The sequence below is a fragment of the Psychrobacter sp. LFX-11D genome (assembly GCF_904846475.1).
GTDB classification, from domain to species: Bacteria; Pseudomonadota; Gammaproteobacteria; order Pseudomonadales; family Moraxellaceae; genus Psychrobacter; species Psychrobacter cryohalolentis.
Genome location: NZ_CAJHAV010000019.1, coordinates 26,344 through 43,451, shown reverse-complemented (window position 1 = coordinate 43,451; position 17,108 = coordinate 26,344). Strand labels below are relative to the sequence as shown.

Annotated in this window: 13 protein-coding genes; all 13 read right to left on the bottom strand. The window is 44.6% G+C overall.

Annotation, left to right across the window (positions count from 1 at the left end; genetic code table 11):
- Window positions 1–262 precede the first annotated feature (262 nt).
- Window positions 263–1,741, bottom strand: coding sequence for an NADH-quinone oxidoreductase subunit N (locus JMX75_RS11965; protein WP_133105501.1), 1,479 nt, complete (start codon window positions 1,739–1,741; stop codon window positions 263–265).
- A gap of 3 nt (window positions 1,742–1,744) precedes the next feature.
- Window positions 1,745–3,370, bottom strand: a complete 1,626-nt coding sequence (gene nuoM / locus JMX75_RS11960; RefSeq protein WP_133105502.1) for an NADH-quinone oxidoreductase subunit M — start codon at window positions 3,368–3,370, stop codon at window positions 1,745–1,747.
- 1 nt (window position 3,371) lies between these two features.
- Entirely contained in the window at window positions 3,372–5,246 is a 1,875-nt protein-coding gene (nuoL, locus tag JMX75_RS11955) for an NADH-quinone oxidoreductase subunit L (RefSeq protein WP_201532473.1), read from the bottom strand.
- Window positions 5,247–5,250: 4 nt separating this feature from the next.
- Window positions 5,251–5,544: an NADH-quinone oxidoreductase subunit NuoK gene (gene nuoK, locus JMX75_RS11950; protein ID WP_201532474.1), complete on the bottom strand. Its 294-nt coding sequence runs from the start codon at window positions 5,542–5,544 to the stop codon at window positions 5,251–5,253.
- 113 nt (window positions 5,545–5,657) lie between these two features.
- Window positions 5,658–6,401, bottom strand: a complete 744-nt coding sequence (gene nuoJ, locus JMX75_RS11945) for an NADH-quinone oxidoreductase subunit J (RefSeq protein ID WP_201532472.1) — start codon at window positions 6,399–6,401, stop codon at window positions 5,658–5,660.
- Window positions 6,398–6,946, bottom strand: a complete 549-nt coding sequence (gene nuoI, locus JMX75_RS11940; protein WP_011512931.1) for an NADH-quinone oxidoreductase subunit NuoI — start codon at window positions 6,944–6,946, stop codon at window positions 6,398–6,400. Before nuoI ends, nuoJ begins: the two co-directional genes overlap by 4 nt.
- A gap of 55 nt (window positions 6,947–7,001) precedes the next feature.
- The gene (gene nuoH, locus JMX75_RS11935; RefSeq protein ID WP_041753375.1) at window positions 7,002–7,997 is read right to left on the bottom strand and encodes an NADH-quinone oxidoreductase subunit NuoH; all 996 of its coding nucleotides are present in this window, start codon (window positions 7,995–7,997) and stop codon (window positions 7,002–7,004) included.
- A gap of 49 nt (window positions 7,998–8,046) precedes the next feature.
- Window positions 8,047–11,166, bottom strand: coding sequence for an NADH-quinone oxidoreductase subunit NuoG (nuoG, locus tag JMX75_RS11930; RefSeq protein WP_201532471.1), 3,120 nt, complete (start codon window positions 11,164–11,166; stop codon window positions 8,047–8,049).
- A 10-nt stretch (window positions 11,167–11,176) separates the two neighbouring features.
- A complete protein-coding gene (gene nuoF / locus JMX75_RS11925; RefSeq protein WP_201532470.1) occupies window positions 11,177–12,601 on the bottom strand; it encodes an NADH-quinone oxidoreductase subunit NuoF in 1,425 nt (474 codons plus the stop codon).
- Complete coding sequence (gene nuoE / locus JMX75_RS11920) at window positions 12,598–13,107, bottom strand: NADH-quinone oxidoreductase subunit NuoE (protein WP_201532469.1); 510 nt, start codon at window positions 13,105–13,107, stop codon at window positions 12,598–12,600. The genes nuoF and nuoE overlap by 4 nt, the downstream gene beginning before the upstream one ends.
- 153 nt (window positions 13,108–13,260) lie before the next feature.
- Window positions 13,261–15,036, bottom strand: a complete 1,776-nt coding sequence (nuoC, locus tag JMX75_RS11915; RefSeq protein WP_011512926.1) for an NADH-quinone oxidoreductase subunit C/D — start codon at window positions 15,034–15,036, stop codon at window positions 13,261–13,263.
- A 130-nt stretch (window positions 15,037–15,166) separates the two neighbouring features.
- The gene (locus tag JMX75_RS11910; RefSeq protein WP_011512925.1) at window positions 15,167–15,835 is read right to left on the bottom strand and encodes a NuoB/complex I 20 kDa subunit family protein; all 669 of its coding nucleotides are present in this window, start codon (window positions 15,833–15,835) and stop codon (window positions 15,167–15,169) included.
- A gap of 112 nt (window positions 15,836–15,947) precedes the next feature.
- The gene (gene ndhC / locus JMX75_RS11905; RefSeq protein ID WP_149409784.1) at window positions 15,948–16,571 is read right to left on the bottom strand and encodes an NADH-quinone oxidoreductase subunit A; all 624 of its coding nucleotides are present in this window, start codon (window positions 16,569–16,571) and stop codon (window positions 15,948–15,950) included.
- Window positions 16,572–17,108 lie beyond the last annotated feature (537 nt).

Sequence of the window (17,108 nt, the reverse complement as noted above, 5' to 3'; positions counted from 1 at the left end):
CCATTCTTCTTTGTATGTTTGTCACTACAAAAAGGGCAGTTTTTTGATTCATGGCGTTGATTCCTTGCAAATATAGACAGTATATAGCTTTAGGACCTATCCCAGCATGAAAAATGTCCATTACACCATAAAATTTAAACAACATAAAAAAAGATGCGCCAAGCTTATCACAAAGCGGGCGCATCTTGTTTTTCGAACCGTAACAATCAATAAGTAGTAGTATGGATATAGCACTACTTATTTCAGCTTTTTACTTTTAGGCTTACCAAATACGAGCCAAGCTTGCCCATTCAATCATACTATTTGGTAATACGCCAAAGAACAAGATGATCGCCGTGACTGCAATGACCATGATACCACCAGTACGTAAACCCCACTGCTTCGAGACGTCAAATTCAATAAATTGTTTTGGACGTTTAAATAGCGTGAGCAAGACGCGCAAGTAATAGAACAAGCCAATCGCACTACCGAGGATAATCATCGCTGCCAAGAACCAATTAGCCCCTTGTACTGCAGCAAGAATCGCAAACAGCTTCGTGATAAAACCTGCGGTTAATGGAATACCCGCTAGAGATAGCATCATGATAGTCATGACACCAGTCAATACCGGACGTCTCCAGAACAATCCTTGATAATGAATCAATTGATCGGCTTCACCAGATAAGCGATAAGGGCTAGACATCAAGGTCACGACACCAAAGGCACCAATAGAGGTAAAGGCATAAATCGCCATATACATGCTAGAGATACTATCAGCAGCAGAACCAATGCTCACGATTACGATTAGCACATAGCCCATATGGGCAATCGATGAATAACCAAGTAAACGTTTGAGACTGGTTTGGCGTACGGCGAGTAAGTTACCTAGCAAAATAGATAAAGTTGCCATGACCATAAGCAGCATCTGTACCGATGGCAATGCCAATAATGAGGTATCAATTAAAAATCGTACTGCCAATGCCATCATCGCTACTTTTGATACCGAGGCCAGATAAGTCGCGATAGGTGCAGGGGCGCCTTCATAGACATCAGGTGTCCAGATATGAAAGGGCGCGGCAGAAAGTTTAAAGGCGATACCAAACATCATCATCGCTGCACCTAAGATTAACAGCGGCGATTCAAACGTATCTGTCAATGTTAAGCTAATAGGCTTAAATGCCAGTGAGCCGACTTCTGCATAAATAAATGCCATACCCATCAGCAGCGTTGCCGATGCTGTCGCTGATAGCACTAAGTATTTCAGCCCCGACTCAAGCGAGCGGGTGCGCATATAGGTATAGGACAGCATGCCATATAGCGGTATCGATAGCATCTCAAGGCTCATAAAGAACGATGCCAAATGCTGGGCACAAACCATAAGCAGTGCACCAATCGTCGATAGCAACATGAGCAAATACAGCTCTTCTTTATTATCCTTGAGGTTTGCTAAATACGCATAAGACAACGTACAACAAGCCAATGCACAGATAAAAATAATCACCATATTAAACTGAGCAAAATTATCAATCACAAATAACTGCTCAGCCGCTGGTACGAGCGTTCCACTATCGACAATACCTGCCATTTGCCCAAGCAAAATAAAAAGACCGATATTGAGACCGATGACCGAAATCGTACCGGTCACCATATGTGAGCGCTTCATCGTGATGGCAATCATCACCGCCAATACCGTAATGACTACCGCAATGATTGGTGCATAAGGCAGTAGCCCCATCAAATCATTCATCGTAAAATCGTTCATGACTTAACGTGCCTCCATTGCATCAAGCAGCTGCGAGGCATCTACTTGGGTTACTTGACTATATATATAAGCGTTATTAATCCACTGCATCGCATGACTTGAGGTATCAAGGAATGGCTGTGGATACAGTCCCAGCCAGACCAAGCCTGCTGCTAGCATCAAAAGTAACGACAGCTCACGCTTGCCCAAATCTTTTAATGGACGCGTCGGCAGACCATGCGATTTGGTTTCTTTTAATGCCACTTCTTCAATGTTGTTGATACCAAATAGCGCTTTATGAATTAATATAAGTGAGTATAAACCCGCCAATACTAAGCTAAAAGTTGCTAAGACCACAAACACAGGATACTGAGCAAAGGCACCAAACAAAATCAAGAATTCACCGATAAAGTTACCCGTACCCGGAATACCAAGTAAGGCGGCACAGAAGAACATTAATATTGGTGCGTAATAACGGAACTGACCCCACATACCGCCCATCAAGGTCAAATCACGTGTGTGCAGACGCTCATACAACTGCCCTGCCATAATAAACAGCGCTGCTGAGCTTAGACCATGTGCAAGCATTTGAATCATCAAACCTTGCAAGCTGAGTAAGGTTCCAGCATAAATTGCCAAAACTACAAAGCCCATATGCGAGATACTGGTATAAGCAAGCAGACGCTTCATATCGGTTTGCATAAAGGCAAGCCATGCGCCATAGAAGATACCAATAGTACCCAAGGTCATAGCAATTGGAGCAAAATCCTGTGATGCAGCTGGGAATAATGGCAAGACAAAACGAATCAAACCATAAGCAGCAGTCTTAATCAAAACCCCTGCCAAATCCACCGAACCGGCTGTTGGTGCTTGCGCATGGGCATCTGGCAACCAGCCATGAAACGGAATAATTGGCAGCTTCACGGCAAAGCCAATAAAGAAGCACAGCATGATCGGATATTCCCAGCCGCCAAGTGACGTACCGAGTAAATCATTATAGTTAAAGCTGACCACGCCTTTTTGGGCGTAGCTGATAATGACCAATATCAAAATACCGACCAGCATGATAAGACCAGATGCTTGGGTATAAATAAAGAACTTAGTTGCTGCGTATTCTTTGGTTTTACCAACGACGTCATGACCCCAAATCGCGATCAAGAAGTAAATTGGAACCAGCATCATCTCCCAAAAGAAGAAGAACAAGAACATATCAATGGCTAAAAAAACACCGATGACGCCGCCCAAACTCCACAGCAAGTTTAGATGGAAGAAACCAACACGGCGCTGAATCTCATTCCACGAACAGGCAACTGCAGCAACACCGAGCAGACCAGTTAATGCAACCATCATTAGCGATAAACCATCTAACGCCAAATGAAAACTGATACCGAAACTCGGTATCCAAGGCACACTAAATTCAGCCACCCAAGGCACATTTGCATCTGGCGCAATGACTTGCTGACTCATGCCAGAAAAATCACCGTATTGCCACAGTACCATTGACAACACAAAGGTCAACGTCATACCAATTAAGGCAATCCAGCGCGGCAAGCGTTTATTAAAGCGTTCAACCAGCCAACATAGCAATCCTGCAATAAAAGGAATGGCGATTAATGCTGGTAGCATCCACGTTTGTTGTAACTCAATCATCTTATACCACCGTCATCATTACCAGCACGAGTAACACAGCCATACCCAAGCCAAAGCTTGCAGCATAACCTCGAAGTGACCCTGTTTGCGTCGCAGACAATACCTTATTACCCGCTGATGCCAGCTTAGGTAATAGCAGCCACGTTTTATCGATAGGGTCGGCTTTAAATAAGCGGCCGATGAACAAAAAGGGTTTTACAAAAACTATATCGTATAGCGCGTCAAAGCCCATAGCGTGATAGCACCAATGATACAGCGCCCCACCGATACGCGTGCGCTTAAAGCTGGTCAGCATTCGACCTTTATTAACGACATATAATAGCGCCGCCAATATCAAGCCTGCTGCCATCGCACCCATCGCGATAAACTCAGCCGTATGCTTAGCATGCGCTTGACCCGCAACTTCTAATAAATGCCCAACACTTTCTGGCAATACGCCTTGCAATGGCGGGGTAATAAATGCACCCACTGCCGTAGATAATACGAGCAACACACTAAGCGGCAGCCAATATGACATACCAGATAGTTTATGGGCATGCGTTTTCTCTTCACCAAAGAAGATAATCCAAATCATACGGAAGGTATAAATCGCGGTTAAGAAAGCACCGAATACGCCCATATAGAATAAAACCATATGACCGGTTGCATAACTTTCCCACAGAATGGCTTCTTTAGAATAAAAACCAACGGTGACCCAAGGTATCGCGGCAAGTGCACCGCCACCGACGATATAGCACCAGAATACTAACGGAATCTTTTTACGTAAGCCGCCCATCTTAAAGATGTTTTGCTCATGATGTACCGAAAGGATGACTGCACCTGATGATAAGAATAGCAAGGCTTTAAAGAAAGCATGGGTCATCAAATGGAAGATAGCACCTTGCCATGCGCCAACACCGAGTGCTAAGAACATATAGCCAATTTGGCTCATAGTCGAATAAGCAAGGATACGCTTGATGTCAGTTTGTGCCAACGCACAGAATCCTGCAATAACTAGCGTTAATGCACCCACTGCCCCAACCCAGTACAATAGTACACCAGGTGTTAATATAAATAACGGATGTAGACGGGCAATCAGATAAACACCAGCGGTAACCATGGTCGCTGCGTGAATCAATGCCGATACTGGCGTTGGACCTGCCATCGCATCTGCAAGCCATGTATGTAATGGTAGCTGCGCTGATTTACCCATCGCCCCACCAACCAACATCATGGTAGTTAGAATCATGGTTGGATTATTAATATCAAATACTTCCGGGGCACGGGTAATAATCTCTTGAATATTAAGCGTACCAAATTCGCGGAATAATAAAAACAAACCAAAGGCTAAAAATACATCACCAACACGGGTAACAGTAAAGGCTTTTATCGCTGCTCGACCATTCGCACGGTCATGGTAGTAAAAACCAATTAGCAAGTAAGAACAGATACCAACGCCTTCCCAGCCAAGATAGAGCAAGAACAAGTTATCCGCCAATACCAGCAATAACATACTGGCGACAAACAAGTTCATATAGCTAAAGAAGCGTGCAAAACCTGTTTCACCTTTCATATACCATGCGGCAAACAGATGGATTAAAAAGCCAATGCCGGTAATAACACCCGTCATCGTCAATGCTAAGCCATCAAAACTTAAGCCAAAATTTGGGGCAAAATCACCGACTTGGAACCATGTCCAGAGTGGAATCTCTACAACAGTTCCGGCTGGATACGTCGTTAAAAAGGTATAGCTGACGATCAGCGTACATAGCGCTGATAGCAGCATACTACCGACACCGATAATCGCTGCCACCTGCTCGCTTAACTTGTCGCGCATAAAGGCTAAAATCAAAAAGCCAACGAGCGGGAATATAAAGGTTAATGGTAATAAACTCATGACATCATCCTTTCATCTCATTGGCGCTGTCGACATCAAGATGCCCACGCTGATGATAAAAACGCAATAATATTGCTAAACCAATAGCGGCCTCTGCTGCTGCTAAGGTCAAGATAAAGATAAACATAATCTGTCCATCTGGATCGACCCAACGACTACCTGCTACCACAAATGCTAGTGCCGCCGCATTCATCATGATCTCAAGGCTCATTAGCATAAATAGAAAATTACGCCGTCCCATAACACCGCACAGACCAATCGCAAATAAAATACCTGCCAAGATTAGTCCATGGCTCATGGGTATCAGACCAAGTACATTTTGCGCCTCAGCAACCGGCTGCACTAAGCCTGCTACTTCATGGGCAAACGGCACATTGGTAATATCTTGTGCCACGCTTGCTGCTAGTACCATCAGTCTGACTCCTTGCGCGTGACTTTCTTCATACCGTTCTGCGTACCTGCTTTCATGCCAACCTTCATGCCCACGTAGTCATGCGGATCGACATCTTTATATTCGTATGGTTTTGCCATCTTTACTGCATCATTATTGGTGTGCGGGCTATCGTTTTCATAGAGCTCAATACTACCGATATTTGGATTGGCTACTAGACTATCATTACCGATAATCTCATCATCGATAGCTTCTTTACCTAAATGATAAGCTGCAACTAAGGCTGCGAGTAGTAGCAATGCGGCTACTTCTATCAACATAATATATTTGGTAAATAACACCGTACCCACTGCTTTGGCTGAAATCGTAGTACCGCCAATCAGAGCTGCTTCGTTATGATTAAGACCAATCATTGCATACAGCACAACTGCGATAATAATCGTCAAGCCTGTCGGTATCGCCCAAGTGCCGGCATCAAGCCAACGCTCTTCCCGCTCATCATTACGCATGCCTAAATTCAGCATCATAATCACGAAGACGAACAGCACCATAATGGCACCCGCGTAAACGACAATTTCAAGTGCTCCAGCAAACGGCGCACCTATCACAAAAAATATGCCAGCGATTGCCAGCAATGACACAATCATCGATAAAATAGCATGCACTGGATTGGCTTGGGTTACCACGCGCAAACTGGCAAATATTGCTACCGCTGCTAATGAGTAAAACCCTGCCAATTCAGGATTATTTAAAATATTCATCATGGTAGCAAGCTCCTTAGATCAATCGGTGCCGCTTCATTTTGCGCTGCGCCTTTTGGTTTATCTGCTACCGCCATACCCGTCACGCGATAATAGTTATAATCGGGATATTTACCCGGTCCTGAAATCAGCAAATGCTCTTTTTCATAGACCAAGTCTTGACGGACGTATTCGCCCATCTCAAAATCAGGAGTCATCTGAATAGCTGTTGTAGGACAAGCTTCTTCACACAAGCCACAAAAAATACAACGTGAAAAGTTAATACGGAAGAACTCTGGATACCAGCGTCCATCTTCACGTTCCGCTTTTTGCAGGGAGATACAACCAACTGGACATGCCACAGCGCACAAGTTACAAGCAACGCAGCGCTCATCGCCGTCAGGGTCACGCGACAAGATAATACGTCCACGAAAACGTGGCGGCACTGGTACTGGCACCTCAGGATAAAGAATGGTGTCGCGTGGTCTGAGCGCATGACTATTGACCATCCACATGCTGCGGACAATGGTAAATAGTCCAATGACGGTCTTTTTTATCGTAGTAAACATGGGATTATTATCCTTCTCAGCTTTACCCTAGTTCATCAGTAATGGCTAGTGATGATTACAACGTTGGGGAAAAAATCAAAATGACTGCAGCAGTAACCAATAGATTAATCAAGGTTACGGGCAGGCAGACTTTCCAGCCAAAGTTCATCACCTGATCATAGCGCGGACGCATGAGTGAGCCTCGAGCCAAAACAAACATAGTCATAAAGAACAGCGTCTTAATCATGAACCAAAAAGCTGGTGGAATAAACGGAATATCTAAATTAAAAGGTGCCAACCAACCACCAAAGAATAAGCAGGTCATCAAAGCAGAAATCAATACAACATTGACGTATTCGCCAATAAAGAACATACCGAACTTCATGCCGGAATATTCAACGTGATATCCTTCAGCAAGCTCTTGCTCAGCTTCTGGTTGGTCAAATGGATGTCTATGCGTGACCGCAACACCAGCAACCACAAAAGTTAAAAAGCCAAAGAACTGTGGAATGATATACCAACCATCAGCCTGCGCTTCAACAATCGCACGTAAGTTAAATGAGCCAGTCAATGCAACAACACCCATCAACGACAAGCCTAAGAACACTTCATAACTGATGGTTTGCGCGGCTGAACGTAAGCCACCAAGTAATGAGAATTTATTGGCTGATGCCCAACCACCGAACAGTACTGCATAGACTGCAATACCAGCCATGGCAAAAAAGAACAAAATACCAATATCCCAATCAGCAACGCCAAGGGTTGGTGAGATAGGAATAATGGCAAATGAAGCCAGAGCGGTAAACATGGCAACCGCAGGCGCCAAAGTAAACATAAACTTATCGGTAAAATTTGGCGTCCAATCTTCTTTAAAGAAGATTTTGAGCATATCGGCGACTAGCTGTAGTGAACCAAACGGTCCAACACGGTTTGGACCATAACGGTCTTGCCAGAGTGCTAGCATCCGGCGCTCATAGATAATCATCATTGCCGCGACAATGACAACGACTAAAAAGATAACCAACGATTGTACGACCATAAAAAGTATGGACCAAGTATCAAAGGTCATCATACTTGCCAAAAAACTTGGCACATCAGGGATAATACGAGTTACTTGCATATTACACCTCCTGTGTGGTGGTCGGCGCTGTGCTTATTGTTACGGCGCGGTTATTGTTATCTTCAAAGCTGTTTAAAGCACTGCCATTTTCAGAATTGCCACTAGCCATGCTACCCATCATCGTAATAGGTGCATCGACTTTACGTACTGACGCTGGCATCGATGGATGAATAATGCTCACCTGACCGACAGGGTAACCAATACAACCTTCGGCTAAATAGCCAACAAGCTCTACTGGCAGCGTGATTTGCTGTTTATCAATCTCAATCGCCAAATAATCACCAGCCACGATATTCCAATCTTTTGCGTCATCAATTCCTATACGCCATGAGGCGACAGGTAATTGCTCAGCTACCACTGGGCTACGCGATGCCATCATTGAGCTGGCATAAATGTTATAAATAGGCACCAATTTGGCTTGCCCTTGATGCATATCCGTCGTAGCTACTGAGCTAACTTCTGGCGCAACATATTGGCGCGTAGCTAAACGCTCTAATTGGTCGAACAAGCGTACGCCCGGATCACCATTTCTGAGACTACCACCGACTTTATCTTGATATTTATTCCAAGCTTGCGGTGAGTTCCAACCGGCAGATTGCGCAAAAGGAATCATCGCGCTTGGGGTTTGTTTACCGCTATAGCCTTCCATTGAAAAGGTTAAACCGGTATCCAAATCTTTTGGCTGCATTGGCTCATGGACAGAGACAGGCGCACGCATAGAAGTACGACCTGAGTAACGACGTGGCTGACGGGCAATTTTTAGACCCGTCATCCGGTAATCAGCATCGGGTGCAGCTTCTTTGATACCGGCAAGCTTAGGATGAGTCGCTATCAAAGCATTGATGACATCGTCAAGCTGCGTCCAGTCGACATCACGACCTTCTAAGCTGCTGTGCACAGCATGCAACCAGCGCCAGCCTTCTTTGATACTACTAAGCGGATGATAATAGTCATTATCATAAACTTGGAAGAAGCGCTGCGCACGACCTTCGGCAGAAATAAGCGTGCCGTCTGCTTCAGCAAAGGTGGCTGCTGGCAATACAATATCGACGTCTTTGTGCCAATCCAGCAATTGATGATCTAACGCAATGACGGTTTTATCAGTCAATAGCTGTGTTAATTTATTCGCATCAATAGCATCAGTCAGCTGATTTTCAGCGACTATCACCACATCAAAATCAGTCGCCAGCAATTCTTCAACTGAATGACCACCGAGTAAACAAACACCGATACTATTAGCATCTGTCACTGCTAAATAGATACCCGCTTGAGCGTGGTATTTTTTATTAACTTCTTTGAGCTCAAGTTTGGTTGCTGGCTGACGTTCAACATCGTCTTGTGCTTCAGTATTAACGCCCGTTTCAGGTTTATTTGGCTTGGCAGACAGATCTTTATCTTCTGTTTGCTGCGCCGTTGTTGTTTGTGCTTGCGCTTCAGCTGCTGCAACTTTGGCATTATGTGTCTCAACTTCATACTGCTCAGTTGCTTTGATCGCTGCACGCTTTTGGCTTAATGCTTGCGTGATTTGCGCAGCTGCTTCTATCAAGGCAATAGACGATAAGCTGCTACCAGAGACAACCAATGGCTTGTCCGCTTGGATCAAGTCATAAGCGATTTGCTGTGCCAGCGCTTGCATAGGATCAACATTGATATTGGCATTAGCTTCTTTTTCAGCTTTTTGCGGCTCGACTATTTTTACTAAATTATTAGCAAATTTAGCAATTTCATCCGCAACTTTAAAACCAAGTTTAGTGATGTCTTCAGGTGTCGCTACGACACTAACTTTACTGATATCTTCAAGTTTGGTTTGAGTTACATCGATGACATATACTGGGCTTTGTGCACCTTGAGCAATACGTTTGACTGGCTCAGCCAACCACGATTGCGTTTTGGTAGCAGCCGCCATTTTTATGGCTTCATTTTTCGCCGCTTGACGGATAGAGAGTGCCACACGTGATGACGTTTGAGTGATATCTTCACCCAATACCAATACGGCATCATGGCTTTCAATATCAACCATACCTGGGTTATAAATACCCTCAGTACTCAATACTTCAATGCATTTATTGACCAATGCTTGCTGCTGATGATTAAGACCCGTTGAAAAATTATCAAAACCAACAAGGTTTTTCAGCGCAAAGTTGGTCTCTAAACTGGCACGTGGCGAACCAATACCAATGACTTTTTTATCTTTAATACGCTTAATGGTTTCATCAAGAGCATAGTCAATATTGATTTTGACGTGTTTATCATTGATACGTTCAAGCGCTTGAGTCGGGCGGTCTTCACGATTGACATAGCCATAGCCAAAACGACCACGGTCACATAAGAAGTAACGGTTTACCTCGCCATTATAGCGATTTTCGATACGGCGTAACTCACCATAGCGCTCACCGGCAGAGATATTACAACCCGCTGAGCAGCCATGACAGATGCTTGGCGCATACTGCATATCCCATTTACGGTTATAACGATCCGAATGCGTCTTATCGGTAAATACACCTGTTGGACAGACTTCCGTTAGGTTACCTGAGAACTCACTTTCAAACTGACCGTCTTTATCACGACCAAAATAAACACGCTCGTTTGAGCCATAAACGCCCAAATCTTCGCCACCTGCATAGTCTTTATAAAAACGGACGCAGCGATAGCAAGCAATACAACGGTTCATCTCATGCGCGATAAACGGACCAAGCTCTTGATTGTGATGGGTGCGTTTGGTAAAGCGGTAGCGACGACGATGATGACCTGACATATAGGTCATATCTTGCAAATGACAATGTCCACCCTCTTCACAGGTTGGGCAGTCATGCGGATGGTTAATCATCAACAGCTCAACCATCGACTTACGGAACGCCTTCGCTTCATCATCAGTCACTGAGATGTACATATCATCGCCTGGGGCGACCATGCAGGACATCACAAGGCGACCGCGACCTGCTTCCATATCTTCTTTGGTCATATATTGCTTAACCGCGCACTGACGGCAAGAGCCTACTGAACCAAGGGCTGGGTGATAACAAAAATACGGCACATCAATGCCGAGTGACAAACATGCTTGTAGCAAGTTATCTGCGCTATCTACTTCGACAGTGGTTCCATCAATATGTATGACTGCCATGCCGCTCTCCTTATTTTACATCTAGCTGTTGATTGGCTGCAGCCTTAATGACATCTTCACCAACCGCCTGCGCAATCTTTTGATCAAACTCAGGACGGAAATATTTAATTGCACTCATCAGTGGTTCCATCGCACCGGGGGCGTGTGCGCAAAAGGTTTTACCGATCCATAAGTCACGGGTTAAACCTTCTAGCTTTTCAACATCGCCAATCTGCCCTTCGCCATCATTGATAGCGGTAAGGATTTTGACGCCCCACGGCAAACCATCGCGGCATGGCGTACACCAACCGCACGATTCGCGCTGAAAGAAAATCTCAAGATTACGTACCAATGGCACCATATCTTGTTCTTCGTCAACGACCATAAGCAGACCCGTACCCATACGGCTACCCGCTTTTTGGATAGTGTCAAAATCAACGACAGTATCTAAGTGTTCAGCGGTTAAAAAATCCGTTGATGCGCCGCCTGGTAACCAAGCCTTAAGTGTGCGACCTTCCTGCATACCACCGGCGAAATCTTCGATGATTTCGCGCGCCGTATAACCAAAAGGTAATTCCCAAAGACCGGGATCATTGACCAAACCAGAACAGCCAAATAGCTTCGTACCGGGGGTTTCGACTACACCTTTGGCTTTTGGCAGGTCTTGATACCACTTGCTACCATGTAGGATAATCGCTGAAACGTTATGTAAAGTTTCAACGTTATTAACCACGGTTGGTCGACCCCATGCACCAGCTACTTGTGGAAATGGTGGTTTAGTACGTGGATTGGCACGGCGACCTTCTAAGCAGTTAATCAATGCCGTTTCTTCACCGCAAATATAACGACCAGCACCCGTATGCACATGTAAATCAAAACTAAAATCTGAGCCTAAAATATTATCGCCGACTAGATTATTGGCCTTTAATTCTTCGATCGCTGCCGTTAAACGCTCCGCAGCTAAGATGTATTCACCACGGATAAAGATATAACCGGCTGTTGCACCAATCGCATAGGCAGAAATAAGCATGCCTTCAATAAGCTGAAGCGGCAAACGCTCCATGAGCAAACGGTCTTTAAACGTACCCGGCTCCATCTCGTCAGCATTACAGACTAGATAGCGTGGACCGCCATCAGGTGGTGCCATTAGCGACCATTTAATACCTGCTGGAAAACCTGCACCGCCGCGACCTTTTACCACCGCTTCTTTGATAGTATTTAACGTATCATCTGGCGATTGGTTTAACGCTATCTTTAACGCTTCAAAACCACGTAATGATTCATAAGTGGCCAAATCAAGCACAGCATCATGATGCGCTAAGCGCCATGTCAGTGGTTTGGTTTCACTGGTAGCAGTCGCTCTATCGCCATAGATAGGAATACGCTGCTCATTAAGTTGGCTTGGCGCTTTGCCTTGATTACGAAGAGCAATCTGCTCTGAAACAGTTAATCTCATGCGTATAGCTCCAACAATTGGGCGACTTCTTCAGGCTGGACAGGACCATAGGTATCTTCATCAATCAATACCGCAGGACCTTTGTCACAGTTACCTAAACAGCAAATCGGCAATAGCGTAAAACGACCATCAGCAGTGGTTTGACCATAGTTGATGCCCAGCGCAGATTTGAGCTCAGCTGCTAGTGCTTCATAGCCTGTTAAATAACAAGCCACCGAATCACAAACAAGGATGACATGACGACCAACTGGCTGACGATAGATACGGTTAAAGAAGGTTGCTACCCCATCCATATCCGTCATCGGTACATTTAGAATATTAGCAATCGCATTCACTTGCGCATCATCAACCCAGCCGTTACGCTTTTGCACGATTTTTAGCGAATCTAAAGACGCTGCTCGTGGATGAGGATAATGATGCATAAACTCATGAATAGCCGCAATTTCTTCTGCAGTTAAGATACTTGCCACATCTACTTTTGGCATTTTATCGGAAACAATTTTCATAATCTTTTTCTTTCCTCACTCAGCCCACTGTTAAGGTTGCGCTCACGGCGCAATGACAGCGTTTTGGTGTGCCAGTTTGGCGATAATATGTTAATGAACGCGTCGTACTTTTAATATATAAACGATAATGATAAACGTATAACCACAGACTTTCTAACGGTCACAATCGGCCATCACAATATCAATTGATGCCAGATACATAATGGCATCGGATACCAATGAACCATTAATGACTGATGGCATCTGCTGCAAATGCGCGAATGTCGGAGTACGGATACGGGTACGATAGCTCATCGTCGCTTTATCCGAGGTGATGTAATAACTGTTTAGACCTTTAGTTGCTTCTACAATCGTTGTGCACTCACCCGCTGGCATCACAGGACCCCAAGAGACGGAGATAAAGTGATTAATCAAGGTTTCGATGTCATTCAAGGTACGGTCTTTTGGCGGCGGTACTGCCAATGGATGATCCGCCTTATAAGGACCTTGCGGCATATTATCCATACATTGACGGATAATACGTAGCGACTGGCGCATCTCTTCGACTTTCACCATGCAGCGATCATAAGCATCGCCGTTATAGCCGACTGGTACTTCAAAGTCGTAATTCTCATAGCCCATGTACGGACGCGCTTTACGCAAATCAAAATCCAAACCTGTTGCACGCAAACCTGCGCCAGTAACGCCCCACGCCAATGCTTGCTTGGTATTATATTGGGCAACACCTTGGGTACGACCTTTGAGCACACTGTTTTGCAATGCTGCTTTGACATACTCATCCAAGCGTTTTGGCATCCAATCTAAAAACTCGCGAACCAAACGCTGCCAGCCGCGCGGTAAATCATGCGCTGTACCGCCGATACGGAACCACGCAGGATGCATACGGTAACCAGTTACCGCTTCGATAACGTCATAGGCTTTTTGGCGATCGGTAAACATATAGAATACTGGGGTCATACCGCCGGCATCTTGGATAAAGGTACCGACAAACAGCAAGTTATTGGTAATACGGAAAAACTCACTCATCATCACGCGGATGGTTTCAGCACGCGGCGGAATAGTAATACCGGCAAGCTTTTCAACCGACATGATATACGGTAGCTCATTCATTACGCCGCCAAGATAGTCGATACGGTCGGTATAAGGAATAAATGAGTGCCACGTTTGACGCTCAGCCATCTTTTCGGCGCCGCGATGGTGATATCCAATATCAGGGATACAATCGACAACTTCTTCCCCATCAAGCTGTAGTACCAAACGGAAAGCACCATGAGCCGATGGATGGTTAGGACCGATGTTCAAGAACATAAAGTCTTCATCACGACCCGAGCGTTTCATGCCCCATTCTTCTGGGACAAAGCGCAGGTTTTCTTGCTCGTATTGTTGTTTGGCGGTATTCAAGAAATACGGGGTAAATTCAGTTGCCCGCGCATGATATTCTTTGCGCAGTGGATGACCTTCCCAGTATTTTGGCAATAAGATACGCGTTAAATGCGGATGACCAGTAAAGACAATACCGAACATGTCCCACACTTCGCGCTCATACCAGTTGGCATTGGGCCAAATCTGTGTCGCACTTGGGACGTTTAAATCTTCTTCACTGAGCGCCACTTTGATACGCACATCACTATTACGCTCAAGCGACATCAAGTGATAAAACACCGTAAAATCACTGTCAGGTAAACCTTGACGATGCTGACGTAGACGCTCATCTATCGCTGACAAGTCAAATAACATGACATAAGGTTTTGGCAATTTGCGTAAGAATAAGAGAACGTCTAATAAATCAGCGCGTGCCACCCAAACCGTTGGAATGTCGTCAACCGTGTGCTGCACAACGAACTTACCAGCATATTTTTCTTCCAGCTCTTTGATAACTGCTGGGACAGGCTTGATCTTAGGATCTGTGTTTTCGACTACCGTGACCATGAATGATGTCTTCCTTCATTAATCATAACTGAACCATGACAACCATAATAAAAGATGATAATCATAACCAAACTATGATGAGCGTACGCGCACTTCTAACAATTATTAATAACTACGCCAAACTGCTTAACTAAATACTATCTGGGCTACGTAAGTTTTTCACAGCGATACGATCTGCTTGCTTACGGTCACGCTCAGGCGTCATCTGCGGCTGATAGACACCCTGATCATTGACATGGATACCCAGCGGACGACGTTCTTTAGTAATAGATTCTTGTAATAACATCAAGCCTTGAATCAATGCTTCTGGACGTGGCGGACAACCAGGCACATAGACGTCGACGGGGATAATTTTATCCACGCCTTGCACGACTGAATAGATGTCATACATACCGCCCGAGTTGGCACAAGCCCCCATCGAGATGACCCATTTTGGCTCAAGCATTTGCTCGTATAGACGTTGAATAACGGGTGCCATTTTAACAAAGCAAGTACCAGCAACAATCATCACATCTGCCTGACGTGGCGAGGCGCGAATAACTTCGGCACCAAAGCGTGACAAATCGTGAACCGCCGTTAAAGTAGTCGCATATTCGACATAACAACATGAGGTACCAAAGTTAAATGGCCACAGTGAGTGCTTGCGCCCCCAGTTTGCTGTTGAATGCACAAGATCTTCTAGACGACCCATAAAGACGTTTTTATTGACTTCATCTTCCATTGGATCGTTGACAGTTTGGCTTGTCTGAGCAGGATAGACATCTGCATCAGGGTTGGCTTTTGTTAATGTGTATTTCATAACATACAACCTTTATGTTAAACAAAGTGCGGCAATGATTTGCCCTCACTACTGCCTTAACTTCATTATTAAATAATTTTGTTATTCACTAATTAACACGCACTGTTATTCATTAACGCGTCATTTTATCTGTTTGTGCAGACGTCGCAAAGTCCACAGAAGTGACATTACCCGTGGTATTAATATGATCAATGTTTTGTAAGTGACGACGATTGGTCTCAATATTGTTTGAGACATTAATCTGACCGGAGGACTGCGCAGGTATCTTGCCCGTAGGATCGACCATGAGTTCATCAACACCATCGAACTTGGTGATGTCAGCTAAACTAAAGCCTGCGGGTGCAGCATATAGGCGGGCTTTTTTGCGTAGCTTATCAGCCGGTGCCCAATTCATCGCACCCAAGCTCAACTCGTATACCAAGCCAATGATCAAGATGGTGATAAATATGGCGGCCGCAGCAAAACCAAGCCAGCCAGCTTCACGAACTGAGACTGCATAAGCATATAAGTAAAGGGCTTCTAGATCAAAAATAACAAAGAAAATCGCCACCAAATAGAATTTGGCAGACAAACGAATACGGGCGTTGCCAGATCCGACAACACCCGCTTCAAATATCTCTTCTTTTTGTGAGCCATGTGAGCGACCGCCAAGTAGACGCGGGACGACCAGCATAAAAACAACTAGCCCAATGGCGGCTAAAATAAAAGCAATGGCTGACCAATTAAAAGCAGACATGATAATACGTGCTCCTCACCCAATCGAGTGTTACACGCCGCGCAAGCATCGACCTACATATTAAGGTCGTCAAGCGACAGGCATAACGCAGACGAAAACACAAAGCAACTGTCACTGTATTTAAGTAACTGTCATTGAGTCACATGTTAGGTTCTGTACTGGTAACAACCAATTATCAAGCTTATTGACGACGATGTCAGATCTGACCAACTGTAGAGTGTCCGCTCTATATGCGGATAAAGGCTGGTCGCCCAACGCATCTTCTAACAACGTAAGATCAACGTATTAAATCAATGTCATATTCGATAGTTTATTTAATTGATTTAATAGCTCATTACACGTGGTCAACAATGACGTGACAACTGGCATAAATTATTTACGTACTATACGCATATCGGCAATCAAAAGCTAGTTTTTAACTGCATTGAGCGGTCACTTTATCGGCAAAAAAAATAGGTTTTTTTATCCGCAAACTATGCTATAGATTATTCATCATCCTGCTCTAAAAACTTTCTAAAAGTTTAAGGAATATATTAT

Coding starts and splice junctions, on each gene's coding strand:
- JMX75_RS11965 (WP_133105501.1), bottom strand. CDS start 1,741: ATGAACGATTTTACGATGAATGATTTGATGGGGCTACTGCCTTATGCA.
- nuoM (WP_133105502.1), bottom strand. CDS start 3,370: ATGATTGAGTTACAACAAACGTGGATGCTACCAGCATTAATCGCCATT.
- nuoL (WP_201532473.1), bottom strand. CDS start 5,246: ATGAGTTTATTACCATTAACCTTTATATTCCCGCTCGTTGGCTTTTTG.
- nuoK (WP_201532474.1), bottom strand. CDS start 5,544: ATGAGCCATGGACTAATCTTGGCAGGTATTTTATTTGCGATTGGTCTG.
- nuoJ (WP_201532472.1), bottom strand. CDS start 6,401: ATGATGAATATTTTAAATAATCCTGAATTGGCAGGGTTTTACTCATTA.
- nuoI (WP_011512931.1), bottom strand. CDS start 6,946: ATGTTTACTACGATAAAAAAGACCGTCATTGGACTATTTACCATTGTC.
- nuoH (WP_041753375.1), bottom strand. CDS start 7,997: ATGATGACCTTTGATACTTGGTCCATACTTTTTATGGTCGTACAATCG.
- nuoG (WP_201532471.1), bottom strand. CDS start 11,166: ATGGCAGTCATACATATTGATGGAACCACTGTCGAAGTAGATAGCGCA.
- nuoF (WP_201532470.1), bottom strand. CDS start 12,601: ATGAGATTAACTGTTTCAGAGCAGATTGCTCTTCGTAATCAAGGCAAA.
- nuoE (WP_201532469.1), bottom strand. CDS start 13,107: ATGAAAATTGTTTCCGATAAAATGCCAAAAGTAGATGTGGCAAGTATC.
- nuoC (WP_011512926.1), bottom strand. CDS start 15,036: ATGGTCACGGTAGTCGAAAACACAGATCCTAAGATCAAGCCTGTCCCA.
- JMX75_RS11910 (WP_011512925.1), bottom strand. CDS start 15,835: ATGAAATACACATTAACAAAAGCCAACCCTGATGCAGATGTCTATCCT.
- ndhC (WP_149409784.1), bottom strand. CDS start 16,571: ATGTCTGCTTTTAATTGGTCAGCCATTGCTTTTATTTTAGCCGCCATT.